Raw genomic sequence first — 21297 nt, 5'->3', positions numbered from 1 at the left:
GCATTTTGTCCCTAAACAAAATTTGTTAGTGCGCAAAATTCAAATACACTAGAACACCCAAATAAATGAAAAATGAATTCTTCCTACAAAATTTAGCTGATTAACATAAAGACATCTAAATTACTACCTTTATCGCCATCTATTGTTGACAACATATTTACCAACTAAAAAAGAACCTATCAAGGGTTCTTTTTATTATAATCATTCAAATTTCAATTCTATCTTAATACTTAAATTTCCACACAAATTACATCTGCTTTTTGCTCTCAATTATTGAATTAATAATATAGCACATCAAATTTATTAATTCTTATCTCCAATTAGTTTAAATTAGTGAATAAAATTCAATCATATAAAAATAATAAATACAACTAATCGTTATATATTAAAGAGGTGTCAATTTTGTCCTTAAATGAAGAGACCTTAGAAACTAAGACAGATAAAACCATTGAAAAGATTCAAACAAGTAACTTAAAACAACTTAAAAATACACTAGATAATATCTTTGATATTAGTGCAGATTTAATTGAACATCCTTTGCAATTAAAAACAAACACGAATATTTTACTATATTATTTTGAAGGCCTTACAGATGGTGTTGCATTAAAAACCAATGTTGTTACACCATTATTACAAGAAGTAAATGAAGACAGTCAAATATTTAATTCTAATATTATTGCTACTCATACCAAAATAGTATATACATGGAATGAAATTAAAGAAGGGTTACTTGAGGGGCAATGTGTACTGTTTATGGAGGGAGAAAAGCGGTCACTTCTAATAAACACAAAAGGCTGGGCAGAAAGGGCGATTCAAGAGCCAATTTCAGAAGTTACTATTAAAGGATCCCATGATGGATTTATTGAAAATGCCACAAAAAATATAGGTCTTATTCGTCGATATATTCCTTCTACAGAGTTAAAAATCAAAAAGCTGACGATTGGAGAACGAGCCACTTCTATAGTCTATTTAATTTACTTAGGTGATGTAGCAAACGCAGATGTAGTCCAAGAAATAGAAACTAGAATCTGTAAAATCAAAACAGATGCGGTATTAAGTATTGGAGAGCTATCTAATTATACAAAAGATCAAAATTGGACTCCTTTTCCACAGGCTTATTTAAGCGAACGCCCAGACGCCATTTCAAATCATATACTTGATGGGAAAGTAGCAGTGTTAATGGATAGATCACCTGGTGCAATGGTTGTTCCTATGAATTTGATTGGATTTTTTCAAACCCCAGATGACTATAATATTCATTGGCTCATCGCATCATTTTTTCGCTTATTACGATTTGCAGGATTTATTATAGCTATTTTTTTACCCGCATTTTATATTGCTATAGTCTCTTTTCACTTTGAAATTATTCCTATAGACTTATACACTTCTATTGCAACATCAAGAGTCAAAGTCCCTTTCTCCCCCTTATTGGAAGCTTTTATAATGGAAATTACACTAGAAATGCTACGTGAAGCTGGCATTCGCTTACCACAACCAATTGGACAAACTATTGGAATCGTTGGAGGGATTGTAATTGGACAGGCGGCTGTTCAAGCTGGTCTTGTTAGTAACGTTATGGTTATTATCGTATCTATTACAGCCATTGCTTCATTTATTGTTTCTAATTATGATTTATCAAGTTCTATACGCCTTATCCGTTTTCCAATGATGTTATTGGCTTACTTTTATGGGATTGTAGGTATTGTTAGTGGATTAATGCTTTTATTTGCTCATTTTGTTTCACTAACTTCCTATGGTTCACCATATGGAATGCCAATCGCACCATTTCGTCTCCAAGAGTTAAAAGATTCTTTTGTAAGATTTCCTATTTCGATGATTACCACCCGCTCGAGTACAGGACAGCCGAAACAAAGAAAGAAAAAAGAAGGTGGTTAACATGGGAAATCTTAAGTTCCAAAAAGTAACTTTATTCGAATTTATTATTTTCATTCATTCGCTTCAACTTGCATCTGGTATGTTAATTATGCCAAGCCCCCTTGCTACTAATGCTGGCACAGATGGCTGGATTTCGATCATTCTCGGATGGATAGTGACTTCTATAATCGGGGTATTTATTATATTAATGTTACAAAAAAATCCTAACAAAAATTTCTCACAAATCTTAAAAACATACTTTGGTAAATGGATAGGGACAATTCTTTTTCTTGCATATGCCTTTTATCTATTTTTTGCTGGATTTAATACTTTATTAAAGGCAACCGATATTGTAAAAGTGTGGATATTCCCTTCCACTCCTGCTTATCAAATCACCATATTATTACTATTACCTTTTATTATTTTAACCCTGAGTGGGTTAAGGGCTCTTACTAGTTATTCTATGCTTGTTTTCTTCTTCACTACTTGGATGCCACTATTTCTTCTTTTTTCACTAAAGACTAACTACAATCCTTTACACCTACTACCTATATTTAAAGAAGGATTATACCCTATTGTAAAGGCAACAAAAGAAACCATTACTCCTTATGCTGGCCTAGAAATTGCATATTATATATATCCATTCTTACAAAAAAAGCAAAAAGCCATAAAAGGACTACTAATAGCGAATACTGGAACCATGTTTTTCTATCTATATGTTACTATTCTTTCTTATATATACTTTAGTCCAGAGGGGATAAAAGACGTAATCTGGCCAGTATTTCATCTGTTAAAAGGGGTTCGTTTTTCTTTCATGGAACGATTAGAAATTATATATATCGCTTACTATTTAATTGTATTTTCCACTACGATATATCCGTATTTATTTTTCAGTTTTGAATCTGTAGCCATTTCACTTCAAAAAAACGCCCGCAATTGGGCGCTGCTTGCTTTTATGTTATTTATAGTTGGCCTATTTATTTTCCTAAATCCCGATGTGGATCAATATTTGTTTATATATTCTCTTATGGATATCTTAAATGTCGTTTTCTTTATTCTATTACCAATCTTATTTTTCGCTTACAGTATTCTTTTTACTTGGATTACTAGGAGGAAACAACTTTGATTCGAAAATGGATATGGATTGTAATTTGTTGTGTATATATAATTGGTTGTAGTCAGAGAATTCCTCTTGAGAAGGTTTCATTAATCCTGTTAATTGGCTTGGATAGAACCCCTAATGGAGACATAAAAGTTGGAACAAGCATACCACTCTTTCATCATAAACAGCAAAAAAGTACTATAGAACATTGGACACAAGCATCAACTGTATATACTGGATTCAGTAAGATAGATACGAAGTTAACGGGCTTTATGACAGCTTCCAAAGCTGAAATCATTTTAATTGGAAAAAAATTAGCGCAAGAAGCAAATTGGTTGCAGGAGCTTGATTCTTCTTACCGTGACCCTTACGCTACCATTAATGCTAAAGTAGTACTTGTAGATGGACCTGCAGAACAAATTTTTACAATTCATAAGCCTAGTAAACCATCACTTTCATCTTATATAAATGGTGTAATCGAATCGTCAATTCAAAATAACCAATCCGTCTCTTCTACAATTCAACAATTAATGAGAGAACAAAATGAAGAAGGAATGACGCAAACTGTTCCAATTATCAAAAAAACAAAGAATGAAATCGATACAGTAGGAATTGCATTTTTAAATCGAAAAGGGAAATATTTAACTCATATCCCTAAAAAAGATGTTAAATTTTTCAATCTTATAAATAAGCAAAAAAGTAGCGGGCGAATGATACTACACCTTGCGCTTCCTCCTAAAAAGTCCAACAAAAAAACAAACACTTCCATATTCGTACAGAACGCGACAAGGAAGGTAGTTGTTAATTTTCAAAACGGAAAGTTTGTATTTAATCTCGATATTTACGCTAATGTAGCTTTAATAGAAAAAACCAATCCGAATTCAATTAAAGGGCACTATGATAATAAAAAAAATATAAATAATTTAAAAAATGCTATTCAAAAAGAAATTAATAATAATTTACAAAATATGTTATATGAAATACAGCAGAATAAAATTGATCCAATCGGATTATCCCAATATGCTAGAGCATTTCAATATAAAGAGTGGAAAAAAGTAAAAGGAAATTGGTTGCAAGCGTTAGCAGAGGCTAAAATAAATGTAAAGACACACGTCAAAATAAAAGATACTGGAACCATTAGAAATTAGACTAGTCTATTCTTCTGCTTAAAATTATTTCTAAGTGGAATTTTCCATCTTCTATAATTATTATGTAAAAGATAATAACTCAAAGAAAAATCTACTGGTTAAATGCTAACCAATAGATTTTTCTTTTTTATCTAAGGATTCTTTTAAAGGCACAACAATTTTACTGTAGTAATCAAGAACTGGTTTCTAATTTAAGTTACTGGAGAGTATAATCCCTACCAGCTTTCATCCCAATAGCAACTCAATGATATAACATTAAAGATATAACCCCTTAACTTAGGGATTTTGACTTTTCAAATTTATACCAATGTCTTAGCTCTATGTACTTTGATATATATGTCCACATCAATATGTTATTGCATCATATACTGAATAGATAATTTAAATTACTTTTAAAAAGGATGATGAGGATGAACCTAGATGATATACAAAAATCCTATGGCGTAATTGTAAGTTTAGGAGGCTTGTGTCAAGTCACTAACCAAATCAAAAGGCACCATTTAAGAACATTTTCTGGACCTTTAGATTGGTTTTATTATCCATCACTTTCAGATGTAAACAGATTACTTCAAAATCGATTTGAAAAATTTATGAAGTTGGAAAATATGGTCATAGAAGGTTCAGAAAGTTACGGTCTTATTGAATCAGAATTTGATAATCAAACTAAATGGGCAGAACGAATTACCTATTGTATAAAGGACACTTATTATAATTGTTTTTCAATGCATGACTTTCCTATTGACTCAGAAAAGGATTGGAAATCAACCTATCCTTCTTTTAAAGCTAAATTAGACACTAGAATTAATCGATTCCTTGAAAAAATAAATAGTAGTGAATCAATTTTATTCATTAGGATTTGGGGAAATCGAGATGAAGCGGTTGAATTAAAAAACGTATTATCCGAAATTACAAATAAAGATTTTAATATTCTTATTGTCAATTTTAAGGAGGATATATCTAATATCGTTGAACAAAATTGGGGAATATCGAGGGTTTGTTCAATTGAACTCCCACGTTATCAGGATAGATGGGAAGGTGATGATTCCGATTGGAATTATATTTTAAATAAAATAACATTAACTTAATACTTTTCTTCTTACTTTTAACATGATTTTTCCAGTAAATTAAAATAGGTGTAGAGAAATAAAATTCCCATCTAATTGATACACACTTAATTAATAAACCGTTCATATAATAACTCATAAGTCCTTCTTTATTGAATAAATGGTTCTTTACAAAATTGATTCCATCACTAGAGCACCTTTATACGGTGCTCTTTTTTAAATTTGTAAAATCTACAATGTAATATTTGTTCACTCTTCCTTTAAATAGTTAATTTCCTTCTTAGATTTTTCATTATAAGCTTCTTTAATTCCCTTGATTCCCCTCCCCTTCTTTTATCTTACAAACAAGTAATTTCTTTCATTAGTATTAAATAAAATAAAGCATTGATTTTAGAATAACCTAATTTACATAAGATTGAGAATAAACTACAGTGCGTATTCTTCACGTTTAATCAGCATTTGAATTATAAATCTAACATATATTTTTTAGTTGATTGTCATTATGGTACAACCGTGTATACATTTATCAAACAAACTACATAGTTTAAATTAGTAAAATATATAGAGAGGAAGGAAAGAAATTTATGAAAGTCATAATTTTGTGTGGCGGAAAAGGGCTTCGGATGCAAGGAATTTTAGAGGACATTCCCAAACCATTAGTTCGAGTTCAAGGAAAGCCTCTCCTCTTGCATATAATGAATTGGTATAGAAAATATGGACATTCTGATTTCATTTTGCCCCTAGGATATAAAGGTGAGAAAATTAAAGAATATTTTATGGACTTTAGCTGGAAAGAGAATGACTTTAGTTTGAATTTTAAAACCAATCAATATACGCTACTTCAGGAATTAGAAAATTGGAATATACACTTTATAAATACAGGAATTGATACAATGACCGGGGCAAGGCTAAAAAAACTTGAACCCTTTGTACAGGATGAAACCTTTTTATTAACTTATGGCGATGGATTAGCAAATATAGATATTGATCAACTAATAGCATTCCATAAAGAAAAAGGAAAAATTGCTACATTAACTGGAATTAAAAAAAATAGTCAATATGGCCTATTGACGGTCGAAAATGGAATTGCTATTGATTTTAAAGAAAAACCATTACTTGATGAAGTAATTAATGGCGGTTTTTTTGTATTTAACAAAGAAATATTCGATTATTTAGGTGATAGTGATGATTGTGTTCTAGAAGAAGATCCTCTTCGCAATTTAATAAAAGACAATGAGCTCGCAGTCTATGAACACAATGACTTTTGGGCTAGTGTCGATACACCTAAAGATTTAAAAACTGTAGATGAAAGTTGGAATCCTAATAAATTTTAGTGGAGAGGACTGAATAAACATTGAACTCTAATGATAAAAAAATAAGTTTACCTCGATTGTATATCCCCTCTAATGAGAAAATAGTTAACCCGCTTTCAACAGGAATTAAAGCTTCAAATCTCTCCAAAAAAAATACTCAAAAAAGAATGAATCCCCAATTCTATAATCAACAACATGATCTAAATAATCATTTCTGTGTCATTGTAGGTAATGAATATGTCTTGAAAATCATTGCTTTACAGCAATCATTAATGCAGTACTCAGAAAAATTCACATTGTGGATTTGTTGTATAGACCCTTTTGCATATTCACTATTAAAAGAAATGAATTTAATTAATGTAAACCTTTTACAAGTTGAAGAATTAGAAGATAGTGAACTAAAAGCAATTAAAAGAAAAAGAAAAGTAAATGAATATTGTTGGACTTTAAAATCTGTCTTGATAGAATATTTATTGCTCAATTATGATTTACCATCTATTCTATATTGTGATGGTGATTTATGCTTTTTCTCTGATCCTAATATTATTTTTGAGGAATGGGGTGAATACTCTATTTTCCTTACCCCCCAAAGAGATCGTGATTGGGTAGAAAAAATGTATGGAAAATATCAGGCTGGGCTAATTGGATTTAAGAATGATCTCTATGGACTAAAAAGTGTAAGATGGTGGAAAAATAAATGTCTAGATTGGTGCAGTGCCGAGGCTGAGGAGGGGAAATTTGGAGACCAAAAGTATTTAGATTATATCCCTATATATTTTCCAAAAGTAAAAATTTCAAATAACTTAGGTATAAATGCTGCGCCTTGGAACTGTATATATAATAACGATTATAAAATTGACAAGACTAAAAACGATGTATTTATTGAAAACGACAAACTAGTTGTTTACCATTTTGCATGTATTACTATCTTTAATGAAAATGATTTTGATCTTTGGTCTTTAGGAGCAATTTCAATACCCAATAATATATTAAACCATATTTACACTCCGTATTTAGAGAGAATTCAATTTGTTTTAAATCAATTAAAAAATAAATTCAATAAAGATACTAAACAATTTTTAAGTAAAAAAGATATAAATAAAGCTCAAACCTTATATAAAGATTCACAATTAAGAAGAAAAATGAATCAATCCAATCATTTTATGAACTTTTCCATGATTATAAGTAAAGAACGATTAATTCAAGGATTGACCTCTTATTATTCCTTAGAAAATTTCAACGCTAAATTTACTGTATGGATTTGTTGTATGGATGATTTAACTTATCAAATATTAGAGACATTAAAATTAAAGCACGCCATACTAATTCCAGTAAAAGATATTGAAAATCATGAACTCCTCAGTATAAAAAATGATAGAAGTTTACAAGAATATTGTTGGACATTAAAAGCGCCCCTATGTCTACATGTCCTTAGTCTTTATCCGGAAGTTGATCACATTATATATTGTGATGCTGATATGTATTTCTTTACAGCACCTAATATCATTCTTGATGAATGGTGGAAATACTCTGTATTCCTTTGCCCTCAAAGAAGCTCTACTGAAATTGAAAACATACACGGTATATATCAAGCTGGTTTAGTAGGCTTCAAAAACGATCAAAATAGCAAAGAAATTTTAACATGGTGGAAAGATAAATGCCTAGAATATTGCAATAATCATTATGATGTTGAAATGAATAGATGGGGTGACCAAAAATATTTAAATCACATTCCTAACATCTTTTCTAATATAAAAATCATGACTCATAAAGGTATTGATGCAGCACCTTGGAATGTCATTTTAAATAGCAGTTCTATATCAAAAACAGATAAAAAAGTTTTTATTGATCAAGATGAATTAATAGCTTTTCATTTTGGAAGTATGCAAATTATTAATCCAAATGAGTTCGATTTATGGAAACAAGAAACTTTAGAATTACCTCCAGAAGTTTTAGATTATATATACATTCCTTATATTGAACAATTGAACAAGACATGTCATACCCTTCATAATACTTTTCAAAAATCCCCCTCCTCTTTATTTGCTGACCAAATTGATACAACGACAATAAAAAATTATTTTAAATACTCCTCCCCTCATTACAATTAAGACTGATACTCTCCTTATTTAAAAATAAATCTTAATAAAGGATAGATTTTCACTATGATTACTTCATTTAAAAATAAAACTTTCCTTATTACTGGTGGATACGGTTTTATTGGTTCTCACTTGGCACGAAGACTTTTAAATTTACAAGCACGAATTGTTCTTTTCATAAGAACACCATCAAATTTTTGGAGACTAAAGGATATTATAAAAAATATTGAAACCTATGAAATAGATATACGAGATAGAAAACAAGTACAGGATGCAATAAAGAAAGTTAATCCGGATTATATCTTTCACCTGGCAGCCTATGGTGTAAATTCTGCCCATACAGATTACATGCATGCTATAGAAACAAATATTATAGGGACATGTAACATTATTCAAGCAGCAAAATTGGTGAATTGTAAAAAAATTATCAATTTTGGGAGTAGTTCTGAATACGGTAACAAGATGGAACCTATTCATGAAAATATGTTACTAACTCCTGTGGATATCTACGGAAGTACCAAAGCTGCTGCTACTATACTCGCCCATCAAATTGCTAGCGAAAACAGCATTAATCTTATAACATTAAGACCTTTTGGCATATTCGGAGAAAGCGAGGAGCCACATAAAATTTTTAGCTATATAATCTTGCAAGTATTACAAAACAAAGATGTAAATTTAACTTTCTGTAATCAATTAAGAGATTATTGTTATATAGAAAATATAATAGATGCCTGTATCCTAGCAGTAGAGAATACTACTGTACAAAATGAAATCTTTAATATTGGGAGTGGCACTATTTACCCCTTGAAACATTATGTAGAATTATTATTCAAACATTTGAAAACCAATTCCAGACCAAATTACGGTGCAATTCCATCTAGAACGAATGAAAGATGGGTTCCTGAAGCAGATGTGCAAAAAATAAAAAACTCTCTTTCCTGGGAACCTAGAATTAATATTGAAGAAGGAATTATAAAAACTGTTAATTGGTATAAAAATAATAAACATTTATACCTAATCCCCTAAAAATAGGGTACTAAAGGAGGTGGACTAATTGTTAAATCAAAACTTTAATAATGCTTTTTACGGAAAGACAATTTTAATTACTGGACATACTGGTTTTAAAGGTTCTTGGTTATCCCTATGGTTGAATGAATTAGGTGCTACTGTAATCGGATATTCATTGGATCCTAAAAATAAAAATGATAACTTTAACATTACTAACCTTCAAAACAATATAATTGATATTCGTGGAGACATTAGGGATTTTAATAAATTAAATAAGGTTTTTACAGATTATAAACCTGAAATTGTATTCCATTTAGCTGCCCAACCTCTAGTTAAGTATTCATATGAATATCCTAGAGAAACATACGAGGTAAACGTTGTAGGAACTATGAATGTACTAGAGGCAATTCGATTACATGAATCAGCTAAAATAGGAATTATGGTGACAAGTGACAAGTGCTATGAAAATAAAGAATGGCCTTGGGGTTATCGTGAAATTGATCCTATGGGTGGCCATGACATATATAGCTCAAGCAAAGGATGCTGCGAACTTTTAATTTCTTCCTATCGAAATTCTTACTTTTCAGAAGAAAACTTTTCTCACCACAAGAAAATAATTGCAAGCGTTCGAGCTGGTAATGTAATTGGTGGTGGTGATTGGTCAATAGATAGAATTATTCCTGATTGTATACGAGCATTAGAATCAAACAAAAAGATTATTATTAGAAACCCTACTGCTATTAGACCCTGGCAACATGTACTAGAACCCTTAAGCGGGTATTTACTCCTTACAGAAAAAATTATAAATAATGGTATCCTTTATTCAGGAGCATGGAACTTCGGGCCATCCTTAAGCAATATTGTTCCAGTAGAAAAATTAGTGACAAGTTTACTAGATATTTGGGGCTGTGGGGATTGGACAGCAGAAAATATAGGCGCAATAAATTTTCATGAAGCAAATTTACTAAATCTTGACATTAGCAAAGCAAAATTCAATCTTGATTGGCAACCAAAATGGTCCCTACAACAGACTTTAGAAAATACAATAGAATGGTATAAACATTATAATTCTTACACCAGTTCTGAGATGATAAATCTATGTATTAGCCAAATCAAACAATATTGCATGCTTTGAACTACTCCCACTTACTCATACTTGCTGTGAGTTCCTTATGGAGGGAGTCTTCTTGGTTAAAATAATAAAAGACACATTAATTTTTATAGTCTAAATTATAAACCTACTATACCTAAAATGATGTGATTGTCCATTAACAAAGATTTTATTTCTTCGATTATTTCAAATCAACTATTGACATTATACTGAAGAATAAAGGAATCACATATTTTTCTAGTGATTCCCTTGTTATGAGAAAATACTGTCTTGCTTTAACGACAATACAGTATATGCGATTATTAATTTATTTGTTCTAGTTATGAGAAAATCTATTCCTGTCAAAAGAGCTTTCTTCAAAGAAAAACTTCCTATTTTCTTCTACTTACCCTACCCGAAAAGTAACTAAGTTGAAAATTCCAATAATTATATCTACTATTATAGAATTATACTGAGCTTTAACAATTTTATAATTATCCCCTTCTTGTAGCTATTCCACTAAAGTTCATGCTTATGATTCTCTTATTTATTATCACCAATGTCGATGAATTCATGCATTGCTTATTCTATACACAAATTGCTTTTTGAATTATCTTTTCAGAATAAGTAAAGAAGGCTTTCTCTTTTATGCACTTCTCCCCTACCAGTCTTTAATTTTCCTTTAATCAACATTTAGAACAAATCTTCCAATATAATAGTACATCTTCTATAAAACAAAACCATAAGTAAGATAATTTCACTATTACAAATAATGAGATAGTCTGTTTCACCTTTTTACATTATCCAAAAGAAGAACTTGTAGAAATTCTTACAAGTTCTTCTTTTGTTTTCTTTATTCTTTTCTTATTTACATACGCAAGATTTATACATTTGGTGGTGATACATACTATATGTATCCGATAAAATAATTTAAAAATTAATACGTAATTGATCCGTTTTAAGAAAAGAAAATTTCATAAATCTTCAATCACAGTTTCTAAGTTCACCTGATAGAACGTATAAAGACTCATATTATCTTTTGATAATTTTCGGATGTTTTATTATGAGTATATTCGACATAAATTGATTATTTTTTCTGAATTTTCTTGAAAAATATTGTAATATCACTCCATTTTTTCTTCTATTTTGTTATGATGTTTATAATTAAATTGGATTAGGATTTTTTTAGAAAATGGGGGCGTATATTATGAGTGTTTCAGTAAAGGGAAATGAGCAATTAACCTCTCTATTGAACGACTGGTATCGAGCAATGCTATCTCAACAAGTTATAAAAGCTACTAATCTAAAAAAGAAAATTGATGAAAAAATTAATAAGTTAAGCATTGAACCGGATCAAGAACATCAGGATCAAAATTTGTTACTATACTATTCACTACTCGAATTTCGTTACAAGGTCTTAACAGATAGCCTTGGTATTCAACAAAATAGTTTTGATACTATTAGCGATTATGATATGCCTACAGATCAATTTCTACGATTCTATTATCACTTTTTCAAATCCATTCATTCCACTTTTATATCAAATTATACTGAGGCAGAAGAACATTATAAACTAGCAGAAAAAATATTGGTAGCTATACCAGATGAAATTGAACATGCTGAATTTTACTATAGAATTGCTACTTTCTATCACCATACCTATAACAATCTCGCTTCTATCGAATACGCAAATAAATCGAGAGCAATCTTTTCAAAGTATGAAGGTTATGAAGTAAAAACAGCCTTTTGTAATAGTTTGCTAGGTGGTTGCTGCATCTATTTAAAACAGTACGAACAAGCAGAAGAATATCTACATTGTGCAATTGATTTACTACAAAAAAATAGGGAAGAAGATTCCTTGTTATATGTAAAAAATACTATGGGGTGGCTGTATTCTGATCAAAGTATGTCTACTTTAGCTATTCGTCACCTTTCAGAAGTAACAGAGAAAATCCCTACACACTTCAAGGCCATCTTCCTACAAGCTAAGGAACATTATAAATTAGGAGAACAATCAACGGCCAGCCAACTCATTGATAAGGGATTACAGATTTGCAGAAAAATTCATAACGAAGAATACACACACCACTTCTCTATTTTAAAAAGATTAAACGAAAATATTCCATTGGAAGAATTAGAAAAAATCATTCAAGAAGGAATCTTATACTTTAAGGAAGAAGAATTATGGGAATATGTTGTCGAATACGCTGAATTATTTGCCACAAAATGTAGACAATTAGAGAACCACCAAAAAGTAAGTGACTATTTCCATATTTGTTATCAAGCAAGACAAAAATCAATTGCAAAAGGAGTGTTAAAATAATGAAAAAAATTAGCTTATTATTATCAGGCATTGCTTTTATTGGGGTATTAACGGTGGGAATTTTTCAGTTTTCTAAAACAGATCAGCTTGCTACTCATGGGCATTATCCTGCTCCTTCATATAGTGTTGGCGATTATGGTGGTGCACCACCACAAATTTAATGTAAATGTATTTAAAAACCCTCCAAATGGAGGGTTTTTAAATGGGTTTTCTGCCTGTTCAATACGCGCATAGAGAGTATATATTATACTTATTTACTATGCATTTCCACTCTGTAACAAGATTCTAGCATTCTCTCCTAGAATCTCAACTTAAATCTTAAATCCACCAATTAACTCTTGAAGTTCTTCTGCCATCTGTGCTAATTGTATTGCTGAAGAATTTATCTCTTCCATAGAAGCATGTTGTTCCTCAGATGAACCAGCAATCGTTTGCATACTTGAAGAATTCTCTTTTACAGCCATAGCTATTTGATCAATCGATGTATCGACTTTCATTGCATCAGTAGTCATTGTATTAGATAGTTCCACCATACCATGCACTTTTGACACAATATCATTTGCAGATTTTGAAATCTCATAAAAACTTTGCTTTGTATCGTTCGCAACTTTAATTCCCGACTGTACCTCTACTCCCACTTCATTCATAGCTTTTACAGTCTCATGTACGTCTGCTTGTATTTCCTTAATTAAGCTTCCAATTTCCATCGAAGATTCGGATGATTGCTCTGCTAGCTTCCTAACTTCATCCGCAACAATTGCAAACCCTCGACCCTGTTCTCCTGCTCTAGCTGCTTCAATTGCTGCATTCAATGCTAATAAATTTGTTTGTTCCGCAATATTTTGAATCGCTTCTAATATACTTCCAATTTGTTGCGATTTCTTATCTAATAATTTTATTACATTATCGGATTGAGAAACAGAGTGATGGATAGACTGCATTTGTGCTACAGTTTGTTCTACTAATTGTTCACCTTCATTGGCTTTTTGTTTTGTGTATATGGATGAAGCCGATACTTCAGATGCATTCTCAGCTACATATTGAATATTTCGTGTTACCTCACCAATTAATTCAGCTCCAGACTCAACTTCATTATTTTGAACTTCTGCACTGTTCGAGATTTCTTCCATCTCTTTTGTAATTTGTTCTGTCGCAACACTTGCTTGCTCTACACTAGCAGTTAGTTCCTCAGAAGACGCAGCTACATGTCCTGCAGATGTGTTAATTTGAGAAATAATATTACGTAACGACTCTGCCATTGTATTGAAACTACCACCTAATTGACCAAGTTCATCCTTTGAACGAATATCTATTTTCTCGGTTAAATCTCCTTGACTAATTCTTTGAGCTGAAATGACTAATTGTCTTAGTGGAGTAATTATAGATCTGAGTATGAATAGAATTACAATTCCACCTAACAATAATGAAGCCCCTATTATAGTGAACGTTTTATAAAAAATAGGATTAGTAGCTTCTTCAATTTCTTTCGTAGGCATTACGCCAGCTATTTTCCAACCTGTTTTTTTATTTGTCTTAAAGCTTATGTTTCGATCTTCGCCATTGAGGCTATAAGTAATTACTCCATCTTCTGTCTTGTACAATTCATCCGCTAAAGTTTTCTCTAATTTCTCTCCAGGCTTTAGTGATGGATGAACAACTATAGTTTTATCTTGACTAACTATAGATACAAATCCTTGCTTTCCAATTTTTATCATTTTGGATGTTTTTACGATATCTGTAATATTCAAATCTACGCCAATGACACCACTTTTATCTGCATTTTGCTTTGCAATTGCAATTACCATATTTCCTGTAGACTTTGATTTATAGGGAGATGAAACAATAATCTCTCCATTTGCTTTTACTGCATCCTTATACCAACTACTTTCTAACGGATTAAACCCTTCTGGTATTTTGCCAACAGGTGCATGAATAAATTGATTGTTACTGGATGCCGTATAAATCGTTTCTATCTCTGGATGTAACTGTATATATTGATCAAATTTACTCTGTACATTTTGCGATTGTTCAGGATTATAATCCCCTTGTGTGAGTACCTTTGCAAAATGAGTGACATCTGTATGCTTATTTTCTAATTCATCATCAACAATCTTGTCTAAAATACTTATATTATCTTTTGCTGATTGTAGAATTGTTTCATTAAGATCTGTTTTTGCTTTATTATAAGATGATACTCCTACGATAAGGCTTGGTATAATTAATATTGCTATAAATGCCATAGACAACTTCGTTTTAAGCTTTATTTGTCCCAATCTTTCTTTTATATTAAACACTAGATACTTCTCCTTTTCATTTTTACTACTTATATAGTTTATTTAAATTTTTATCCTATATTTTTCCATATCCATTTATGGTACCATTCGAAATGAAATCACAATTACATCCTATCATCCGCACTTTACCATTTAGCGATTTAAATTTCACAGGCAGAGTTTTATCTGTCCTCCTTTCGAATATGTTTTTTTCTAGATTCAGCAATTATTAGACTACGAATTATTCCAAATAAATTGGATACAACATATACTTCATTTTAAAAATAATTATTGGATTTGTTTGGATAAAAATCTAGTTTAGCGCTAATCCAATCAGATGAAATCCTTACCATAATAAATTAACTAAAACATAAATTCTAAATAGCTGAATAAAATAAATTAGAGAATTACATTGTAACACGTATATACAAGTTTGTAATATTAAAATTTAAAACTTTACTATATTTCATATGCAATATTACATGTGAAAAGCCCTATTTTTTTTGTTATACTATGCATGTGGATTTTTCATTCAAAAATCTACCCAAACGCATATTTATGTATATGCCACCCTAATTGATGAAAGTGAGAAGAATGTTTATCATTTTTCTCACTTTTTTATATTTTAACTGTTTGGTTGTACAAAAATCTTTAGACATTTTATATTTAAATCTTAATAATCTACACCTGTGAATAGTATTATAAAAATAAACTTACAAAGAGAATTAAACTTCTAAATTTAATCTTTGGAATCATTTATTTTCTAAAAAACAATCCCACATCTTTATCAACTCGTTTTAGAATATTCAAACAATAATTTTATATACATTACCTGCATAAATTATTCTTTTTCTTTTATATAAGACTTACTTTTTTACTTCTGATAAATTATTAAACATTGGATTATTATACACGTCCCCAAAAACATGAGGTATTTTGTAGAATTTTGTCTATCAATATGTATGTACACCCTTTTGTAGTGGATATAGACTGTGAGGTGTAAGGAGATACCTTACAAAATAATAAAAAGGAGATTATAGAATGAGTAGATTAACAAAATTCTCAAAGTTAGTATTTGCAACTTTAATCGCGGGAAGTAGTTTAAGCACAATTGTTTCGTCACACAGTGTACAAGCTGACACCTTAGATCCTAATTACCAAGACACTGTAAAATTTATATCACCTTCTAGTGCTAGGCCAACATTGGAACAAAAAAACACTATTGTTCCAGATGCAAAAGTTGTTAAAAACCATTATGTAAAGTACTCTAAAGCACATTTCCAAACTAAAGAAAGTATACCAAAAGAGATTTATTATTCTTCAGAAGGCTTTAAGGGCTATATACAGGCAAGTACCGTTTGGGATATGGGAGATCATTTCGCAACACTATATTCCGGAACCGTTATTCGATGTTAGACTTTTAATCCATTCTCTCCTAATGCTTAAAATGATCACTAGCTCACTGCCAATACTGTAATATCTATTGTTCAAAAAATAAACCACAAAATCCTTCGATTTCATGGTTTATCAAATATAAAGATAATGCTAAACGAATACTCTAACATTACCTTCCCCAAAGTTAATTATAGAGTATTTTCAAAAAAAAGACACTCTTGTAGTGTCTTTTTTTTATTATTTAAAAAATTACACCTACTAACATCTTATTGTTGAGACTATTCATTTATTTCAATATGATACTTTTTCATCTCGTATATGCAATAGACAATGATAGCTAAACTCCAGCTGACACCATAATAATCATGTGTGTAGAAGTCATATCCCGCCTTAATACCTTTCTCTATTACAACAAATGTAAATCCTAAAGCCACCCATCTGTTAATTTTCATCTTAATAAACGTTAAAGAGATAATTATTAAAAATAAAATATTTGTAAGATGATTTATCATTAGCTCATATTTTTGAATGTATACTGCCATCATACAAGCAACGATATTAGTCGCAATGCCAAAGGCAATCATCGCCCCCCAAACCCTGTCCGAAAGTCCCATTCCTGAGTCAGTCCCTTCCTAAACAAAAATCCTTTTATTTAATTCGTTCCTTCACCCTATTCAAGGTATGCTAAATTATCCTTGTCTAATGAATATCTATTTATCTTTTCATATAGAGCAAACAAAATCTTCACTCATAATTTTTTCTTTATTAGGAAAACTATGTATAAGCCGTTTGAACTAGCGGCTTCACTCTTCTGGTAATGGGGTAGCAATTTATTGAATTGACTAACTCATTCAACCCACTAGCACCGGCAGGCAACAAAATAGTTGTCTGCCATTTTCATGTATACTTTTTCTAACTTTATTACAAACCAAGTGTGTGTTGTACTAATTTCAAAAAGGACAGAATGTCATTTTTGAAATTGTAAAAAATAAGGTCCTGTCTACTTTTGGTATAGGACTTTTTCTTTTCACATATACTATTTTTGAACCTGTTTACCAATACGTGTCCTATTGGTATCTTGAATTCCTCCTAAAAAGGGCTGCAGATACGAATGCATGCCCTTTTATTTACATTGCTACTCTATATTCGATAAAATAATTAAAAACTCAAATATAATATTACATATTTTTCTATTTAGAATTATATTAAGATTTACTTCATAGTCGAATTATGGTTTCGTGTATAATTCAGCAATATGTAAACTGTTTACCTAAAGAAAAGGCACCCAAAAGTGCCTTTTCTTCTTTTAATCTAAAAAACATTTTGCCTTTTCAGTAAGATCCAATTATCCCTCTAATCTAAACCTCATATTTAATCACGGTACTCAAGAGTTTCCATCTATTTCAATATGCCTTATAGTTTAATTTCAAATCAAATTTCCAGCAATATATTTGCTTTCTTACAGATTTCTGTCTTTTTCTTAATTCTGTCAAAATCCTCATGTAGCTATACAAAGAATATATGCTATTATGATTTTGAGAAACTATGCGTTCCCTTAACCCTGTATTTGACCCTGTATTCATTACAGGGTCTTTGTTTATTTTATTTACTTTTAGTTAATACACACCCAATTTCAGTTAAAATTGTTTAAATGTTAATTAATTTTTAAAATAATATATCTATAAGCTCTTTTAGTAAATAAAATATAATATTAGACATATATAACCAACTTGTGGCCATTATTAGTTTTCTAAATATGCACTTCATTAACACTATACAAATAGTGCTAACTATCTTAATTGAATATTAGTAATAGTAAGTATAAACATTATCAATTTACTATATATTACATTTATGTAAAAATAGATGTATGTTAAGCTTATTCAAAATCTTTCCCCTAATAAAGATTTGAAGTAGCATTTCATGATTCTCCTTACTGTTAATATGCCTTGAAAAAGAACCCTATAGGGTTCTTTTTCTTTTCATTATAACCTCAGTAAGTGCTTATTTAACATGCAAAAAGGCCCGCTAATTATTTGCAGCCCTTTTACACGTTAATATACACTTGTATTACATACTTAACAATTTATTGTATTAGGTATTTATACAAACTAAACATGCTATTATCATTTAGATATATAACACTTCAAAGTTTAGAAGTATACAATAACAAATCTTTCCCAGCTTCCAGCTACATAACTAGTAGCTGTTAATTCTCTACCACCATTTGCTGATATATATCTACCATTACTTAGTGCTTGTAATACATATATCCTATTGTCTCCACCATTATATAAGATAAACTTTTCCCATGCACCAATTGATGTACGATCTGCTACTACTCTACCATTTGGCTCAAACGAAACATACTTCCCATTACTTTTAGCTTTTAAAGCGTACGTATATAATTCCCCAGTCGAAATTAATTCAAATTTCTCCCATTCATTAACTGCATTACGATTTGCTATTATATTTCCCGAAGGCTCAGCCGAAACATATTGTAAATTTGCTGCCTGTATAGCAACTGTCCAACTTCCATTAAATAAATTCACGCCTTTTAGTGAACCTGCTTTTGATAGATTGGCTGCCGATACATCATTCGATGGTGTAATCATCACTATCATTAAAACCATCGACAACACCATTAAAACTAACCTTTTTGAGATTGTATTACCACTTGCACGTGTTATGAACCTTTTCATTCCCATTCCTCCCTTAATATACATAGAACTCATATATATCATACTAAATATGTAAAATTTTGTAACACTTGAGAGGATTTATCAACAAATACCTTACTATTCTGTTTCTTTTTTCTCAAATCTATAGCAATTAAACATGTATCAATTCTCAAGCACATTTTTTAAATTATTTTCCCCCTGATAAAAAAACGTAGAAATTTTTGGAAACGAAAGTATATACAAAAGAGAGAGTATTTTCATTTCACCTTTCTTTAAATAAAAGCCAAATAGCCGTTCATAATGAACGACTATTTGCATCCAACTAATACTTAGAATGTTTTTCATGTTAATCTATTTTGTTTAATCCCGTTGAAGTAACTTGATAGGTTCTTTTTTTGCCCATATATTCTTGTTTATTATTCTCAAGATTAATAAGTGTAGCGCGTGTTTTTTCCTTTACTGCTTCCCCTTCTATATGGGTAAACTCAATGTAATCTCCCACTTTTACGGGCACGGTTTGGCTTTCAGCAGTTTGTTGTCTATTCCCTACTATTTCCTTATTGTACACAACACCACCATTTGAATTCTTTACTGTAATACTTGCATACGTATTATTAAAGTAAGAATGTGGTACGCCTGCTTCTAAATTCACCTGCATTTTCTCTGTTGTCCTATTATAATCTACTTTTGCGATTTCTCTATCACTATATCCTTTTAAAGACCACCCAAAATGATTTCCATCTAAAACCGTTGTTTCTGGCATTTTTTCTACTTTCTTCAAGCCTTCTTTTGTAACTTCGTACATGCCTTTTTTTCCAAAACTTTCTTGTTTACTGTTACCTACATTTATTAAAGTAGCTCTATGCACACCTTCTAGATGTGTCAGCTCAACATAATCCCCTATTTTAACTGGAACTTTTTGCGATTCAGCATTTTGTTGTTTGTTCCCATAAATATCTTTATTGTATACTACTTTTCCTGATGCATTTTGTACTTTAATACTCGCATATGTTTCATTAAAATAATGATGTGGTACGCCTGCTTTTAAATCAATTTGCATCTCTTCTGTCGACTTATTAAAATTGACTTTTGCAAACTCGAAATCACTAATTCCTTTTAGTGACCATGCAAACTGGTTTCCTTCTAAAATATTATTTTCATTAGGCATATCTGGTTTAATTGGATTAGAATCCGTACTCTTCCAAATCTCTGCTGTTAAAATTGGATATCCTAATGCAGCTACTTTTTGAATAGTATCGTTATTTGGACGTAATCCCCACTTCTCAAAGAAAGGAATCAAATTTTGTTTGGCTACTTTTGATGCTGAAATGATAAATAATTGTTTTTTATTTTCATCAGTTTGTGGAAGTTCACTTGAAGGCATGTCTCTATACAATTGATGCAATTTAGGATAGAAATCCTCTCCATATGCTAGCTGTAGTTGCCAAAGCATAACAAGCTTAACAAAAACATCACTAACTTCGTCATAATTTTTATTAGGTTGTTCTAAGTATTGAAATGCCTTAGTATAAGCACCCTCTTGTTGCAATCTAAAAGGTTGATTAGATGTAAATGCTTTTTCTACAGAAAGGCTGTATATATTATTTTGTACTTCTGTCATATTATAAAATTTCCAAGGTGATTGCTGTCTCAAATGCCCTGCCTCATGCCATGGACCCCAACCATCTTTTATAAATTTATTAATATCTAATACATATTGAATTGCATCTCCTACATATGCAGTTCGATAAGAAGTCGCATACATATAATAATCGGGAGAATGATTTTCTTCTACGTAATGAACATAATGTTTATCTACTTGTTCTTCAGATAATCCAGCTACTTTGTCTTGAATTCGAGTAGCTTCATCCATCTTTTTTAAGAGTTGTACAGGATCTGTATTAGAACCCAACAAATATTTCTTAA

At 30.7% G+C, this 21297-nt stretch carries 14 protein-coding genes and 1 pseudogene; 11 read left to right on the top strand and 4 right to left on the bottom strand.

Going from position 1 to position 21297, the window contains the following annotated elements:
* Nucleotides 1–402 precede the first annotated feature (402 nt).
* The 10 genes from ASE54_RS09780 to ASE54_RS36300 all read left to right on the top strand — a co-directional run bounded on the left by ASE54_RS09780 (nucleotide 403) and on the right by ASE54_RS36300 (nucleotide 13183).
* Nucleotides 403–1896 (top strand): spore germination protein, encoded by a 1494-nt coding sequence (locus ASE54_RS09780; RefSeq protein WP_000055704.1) that lies wholly within the window; start codon nucleotides 403–405, stop codon nucleotides 1894–1896.
* 1 nt (nucleotide 1897) lies between these two features.
* Nucleotides 1898–3001, top strand: a complete 1104-nt coding sequence (locus tag ASE54_RS09775; protein WP_000527367.1) for an endospore germination permease — start codon at nucleotides 1898–1900, stop codon at nucleotides 2999–3001.
* A complete protein-coding gene (locus tag ASE54_RS09770; RefSeq protein ID WP_000619983.1) occupies nucleotides 2998–4125 on the top strand; it encodes a Ger(x)C family spore germination protein in 1128 nt (375 codons plus the stop codon). The genes ASE54_RS09775 and ASE54_RS09770 overlap by 4 nt, the downstream gene beginning before the upstream one ends.
* A 410-nt stretch (nucleotides 4126–4535) precedes the next feature.
* Nucleotides 4536–5210 (top strand): papain-like cysteine peptidase, encoded by a 675-nt coding sequence (locus ASE54_RS09765; RefSeq protein WP_001046794.1) that lies wholly within the window; start codon nucleotides 4536–4538, stop codon nucleotides 5208–5210.
* A gap of 563 nt (nucleotides 5211–5773) precedes the next feature.
* Nucleotides 5774–6523 (top strand): sugar phosphate nucleotidyltransferase, encoded by a 750-nt coding sequence (locus ASE54_RS09760; protein WP_000864426.1) that lies wholly within the window; start codon nucleotides 5774–5776, stop codon nucleotides 6521–6523.
* 20 nt (nucleotides 6524–6543) lie between these two features.
* Entirely contained in the window at nucleotides 6544–8613 is a 2070-nt protein-coding gene (locus ASE54_RS09755; protein WP_001087534.1) for a hypothetical protein, read from the top strand.
* A 54-nt stretch (nucleotides 8614–8667) separates the two neighbouring features.
* Nucleotides 8668–9627, top strand: coding sequence for an NAD(P)-dependent oxidoreductase (locus tag ASE54_RS09750; RefSeq protein WP_000633065.1), 960 nt, complete (start codon nucleotides 8668–8670; stop codon nucleotides 9625–9627).
* 28 nt (nucleotides 9628–9655) lie between these two features.
* On the top strand, nucleotides 9656–10744 hold the full coding sequence (gene rfbG / locus ASE54_RS09745) for a CDP-glucose 4,6-dehydratase (RefSeq protein ID WP_000934343.1): 1089 nt from the start codon (nucleotides 9656–9658) through the stop codon (nucleotides 10742–10744).
* 1162 nt (nucleotides 10745–11906) lie between these two features.
* Nucleotides 11907–13022, top strand: coding sequence for a Rap family tetratricopeptide repeat protein (locus tag ASE54_RS09740; protein WP_000116956.1), 1116 nt, complete (start codon nucleotides 11907–11909; stop codon nucleotides 13020–13022).
* The gene (locus tag ASE54_RS36300) at nucleotides 13022–13183 is read left to right on the top strand and encodes a hypothetical protein (RefSeq protein WP_000724107.1); all 162 of its coding nucleotides are present in this window, start codon (nucleotides 13022–13024) and stop codon (nucleotides 13181–13183) included. The genes ASE54_RS09740 and ASE54_RS36300 overlap by 1 nt, the downstream gene beginning before the upstream one ends.
* Nucleotides 13184–13333: 150 nt before the next feature.
* Here ASE54_RS36300 and ASE54_RS09730 read toward each other — a convergent pair whose 3' ends face one another.
* On the bottom strand, nucleotides 13334–15316 hold the full coding sequence (locus tag ASE54_RS09730; RefSeq protein WP_000481863.1) for a methyl-accepting chemotaxis protein: 1983 nt from the start codon (nucleotides 15314–15316) through the stop codon (nucleotides 13334–13336).
* Nucleotides 15317–16336: 1020 nt separating this feature from the next.
* Here ASE54_RS09730 and ASE54_RS09725 point away from each other — a divergent pair.
* Complete coding sequence (locus tag ASE54_RS09725; RefSeq protein ID WP_000088964.1) at nucleotides 16337–16711, top strand: hypothetical protein; 375 nt, start codon at nucleotides 16337–16339, stop codon at nucleotides 16709–16711.
* Nucleotides 16712–16968: 257 nt separating this feature from the next.
* Here ASE54_RS09725 and ASE54_RS09720 read toward each other — a convergent pair whose 3' ends face one another.
* From ASE54_RS09720 to ASE54_RS09710, 3 genes and pseudogenes are all read right to left on the bottom strand, one after another.
* The gene (locus tag ASE54_RS09720) at nucleotides 16969–17304 is read right to left on the bottom strand and encodes a hypothetical protein (protein WP_000524430.1); all 336 of its coding nucleotides are present in this window, start codon (nucleotides 17302–17304) and stop codon (nucleotides 16969–16971) included.
* Between the two features lie 1539 nt (nucleotides 17305–18843).
* Entirely contained in the window at nucleotides 18844–19392 is a 549-nt protein-coding gene (locus ASE54_RS09715) for a hypothetical protein (RefSeq protein WP_000819434.1), read from the bottom strand.
* Between the two features lie 325 nt (nucleotides 19393–19717).
* Nucleotides 19718–21297, bottom strand: a pseudogene (locus ASE54_RS09710) (M60 family metallopeptidase); the annotation flags it as partial.

Source organism: Bacillus sp. Root131 (assembly GCF_001429475.1).
Lineage (GTDB): Bacteria > Bacillota > Bacilli > Bacillales > Bacillaceae_G > Bacillus_A > Bacillus_A thuringiensis_S.
Note: the sequence above shows the minus strand (reverse complement) of the source record. Positions and strands in the feature narration are given on the sequence as shown.

Bases quoted from the DNA above. Each gene is read 5' to 3' on its own strand.
- ASE54_RS36300 (WP_000724107.1), top strand. From the start codon at position 13,022: ATGAAAAAAATTAGCTTATTATTATCAGGCATTGCTTTTATTGGGGTA.
- ASE54_RS09760 (WP_000864426.1), top strand. From the start codon at position 5,774: ATGAAAGTCATAATTTTGTGTGGCGGAAAAGGGCTTCGGATGCAAGGA.
- ASE54_RS09720 (WP_000524430.1), bottom strand. From the start codon at position 17,304: ATGGGACTTTCGGACAGGGTTTGGGGGGCGATGATTGCCTTTGGCATT.
- ASE54_RS09750 (WP_000633065.1), top strand. From the start codon at position 8,668: ATGATTACTTCATTTAAAAATAAAACTTTCCTTATTACTGGTGGATAC.
- ASE54_RS09715 (WP_000819434.1), bottom strand. From the start codon at position 19,392: ATGAAAAGGTTCATAACACGTGCAAGTGGTAATACAATCTCAAAAAGG.
- ASE54_RS09775 (WP_000527367.1), top strand. From the start codon at position 1,898: ATGGGAAATCTTAAGTTCCAAAAAGTAACTTTATTCGAATTTATTATT.
- ASE54_RS09725 (WP_000088964.1), top strand. From the start codon at position 16,337: ATGAGTAGATTAACAAAATTCTCAAAGTTAGTATTTGCAACTTTAATC.
- ASE54_RS09740 (WP_000116956.1), top strand. From the start codon at position 11,907: ATGAGTGTTTCAGTAAAGGGAAATGAGCAATTAACCTCTCTATTGAAC.
- ASE54_RS09765 (WP_001046794.1), top strand. From the start codon at position 4,536: ATGAACCTAGATGATATACAAAAATCCTATGGCGTAATTGTAAGTTTA.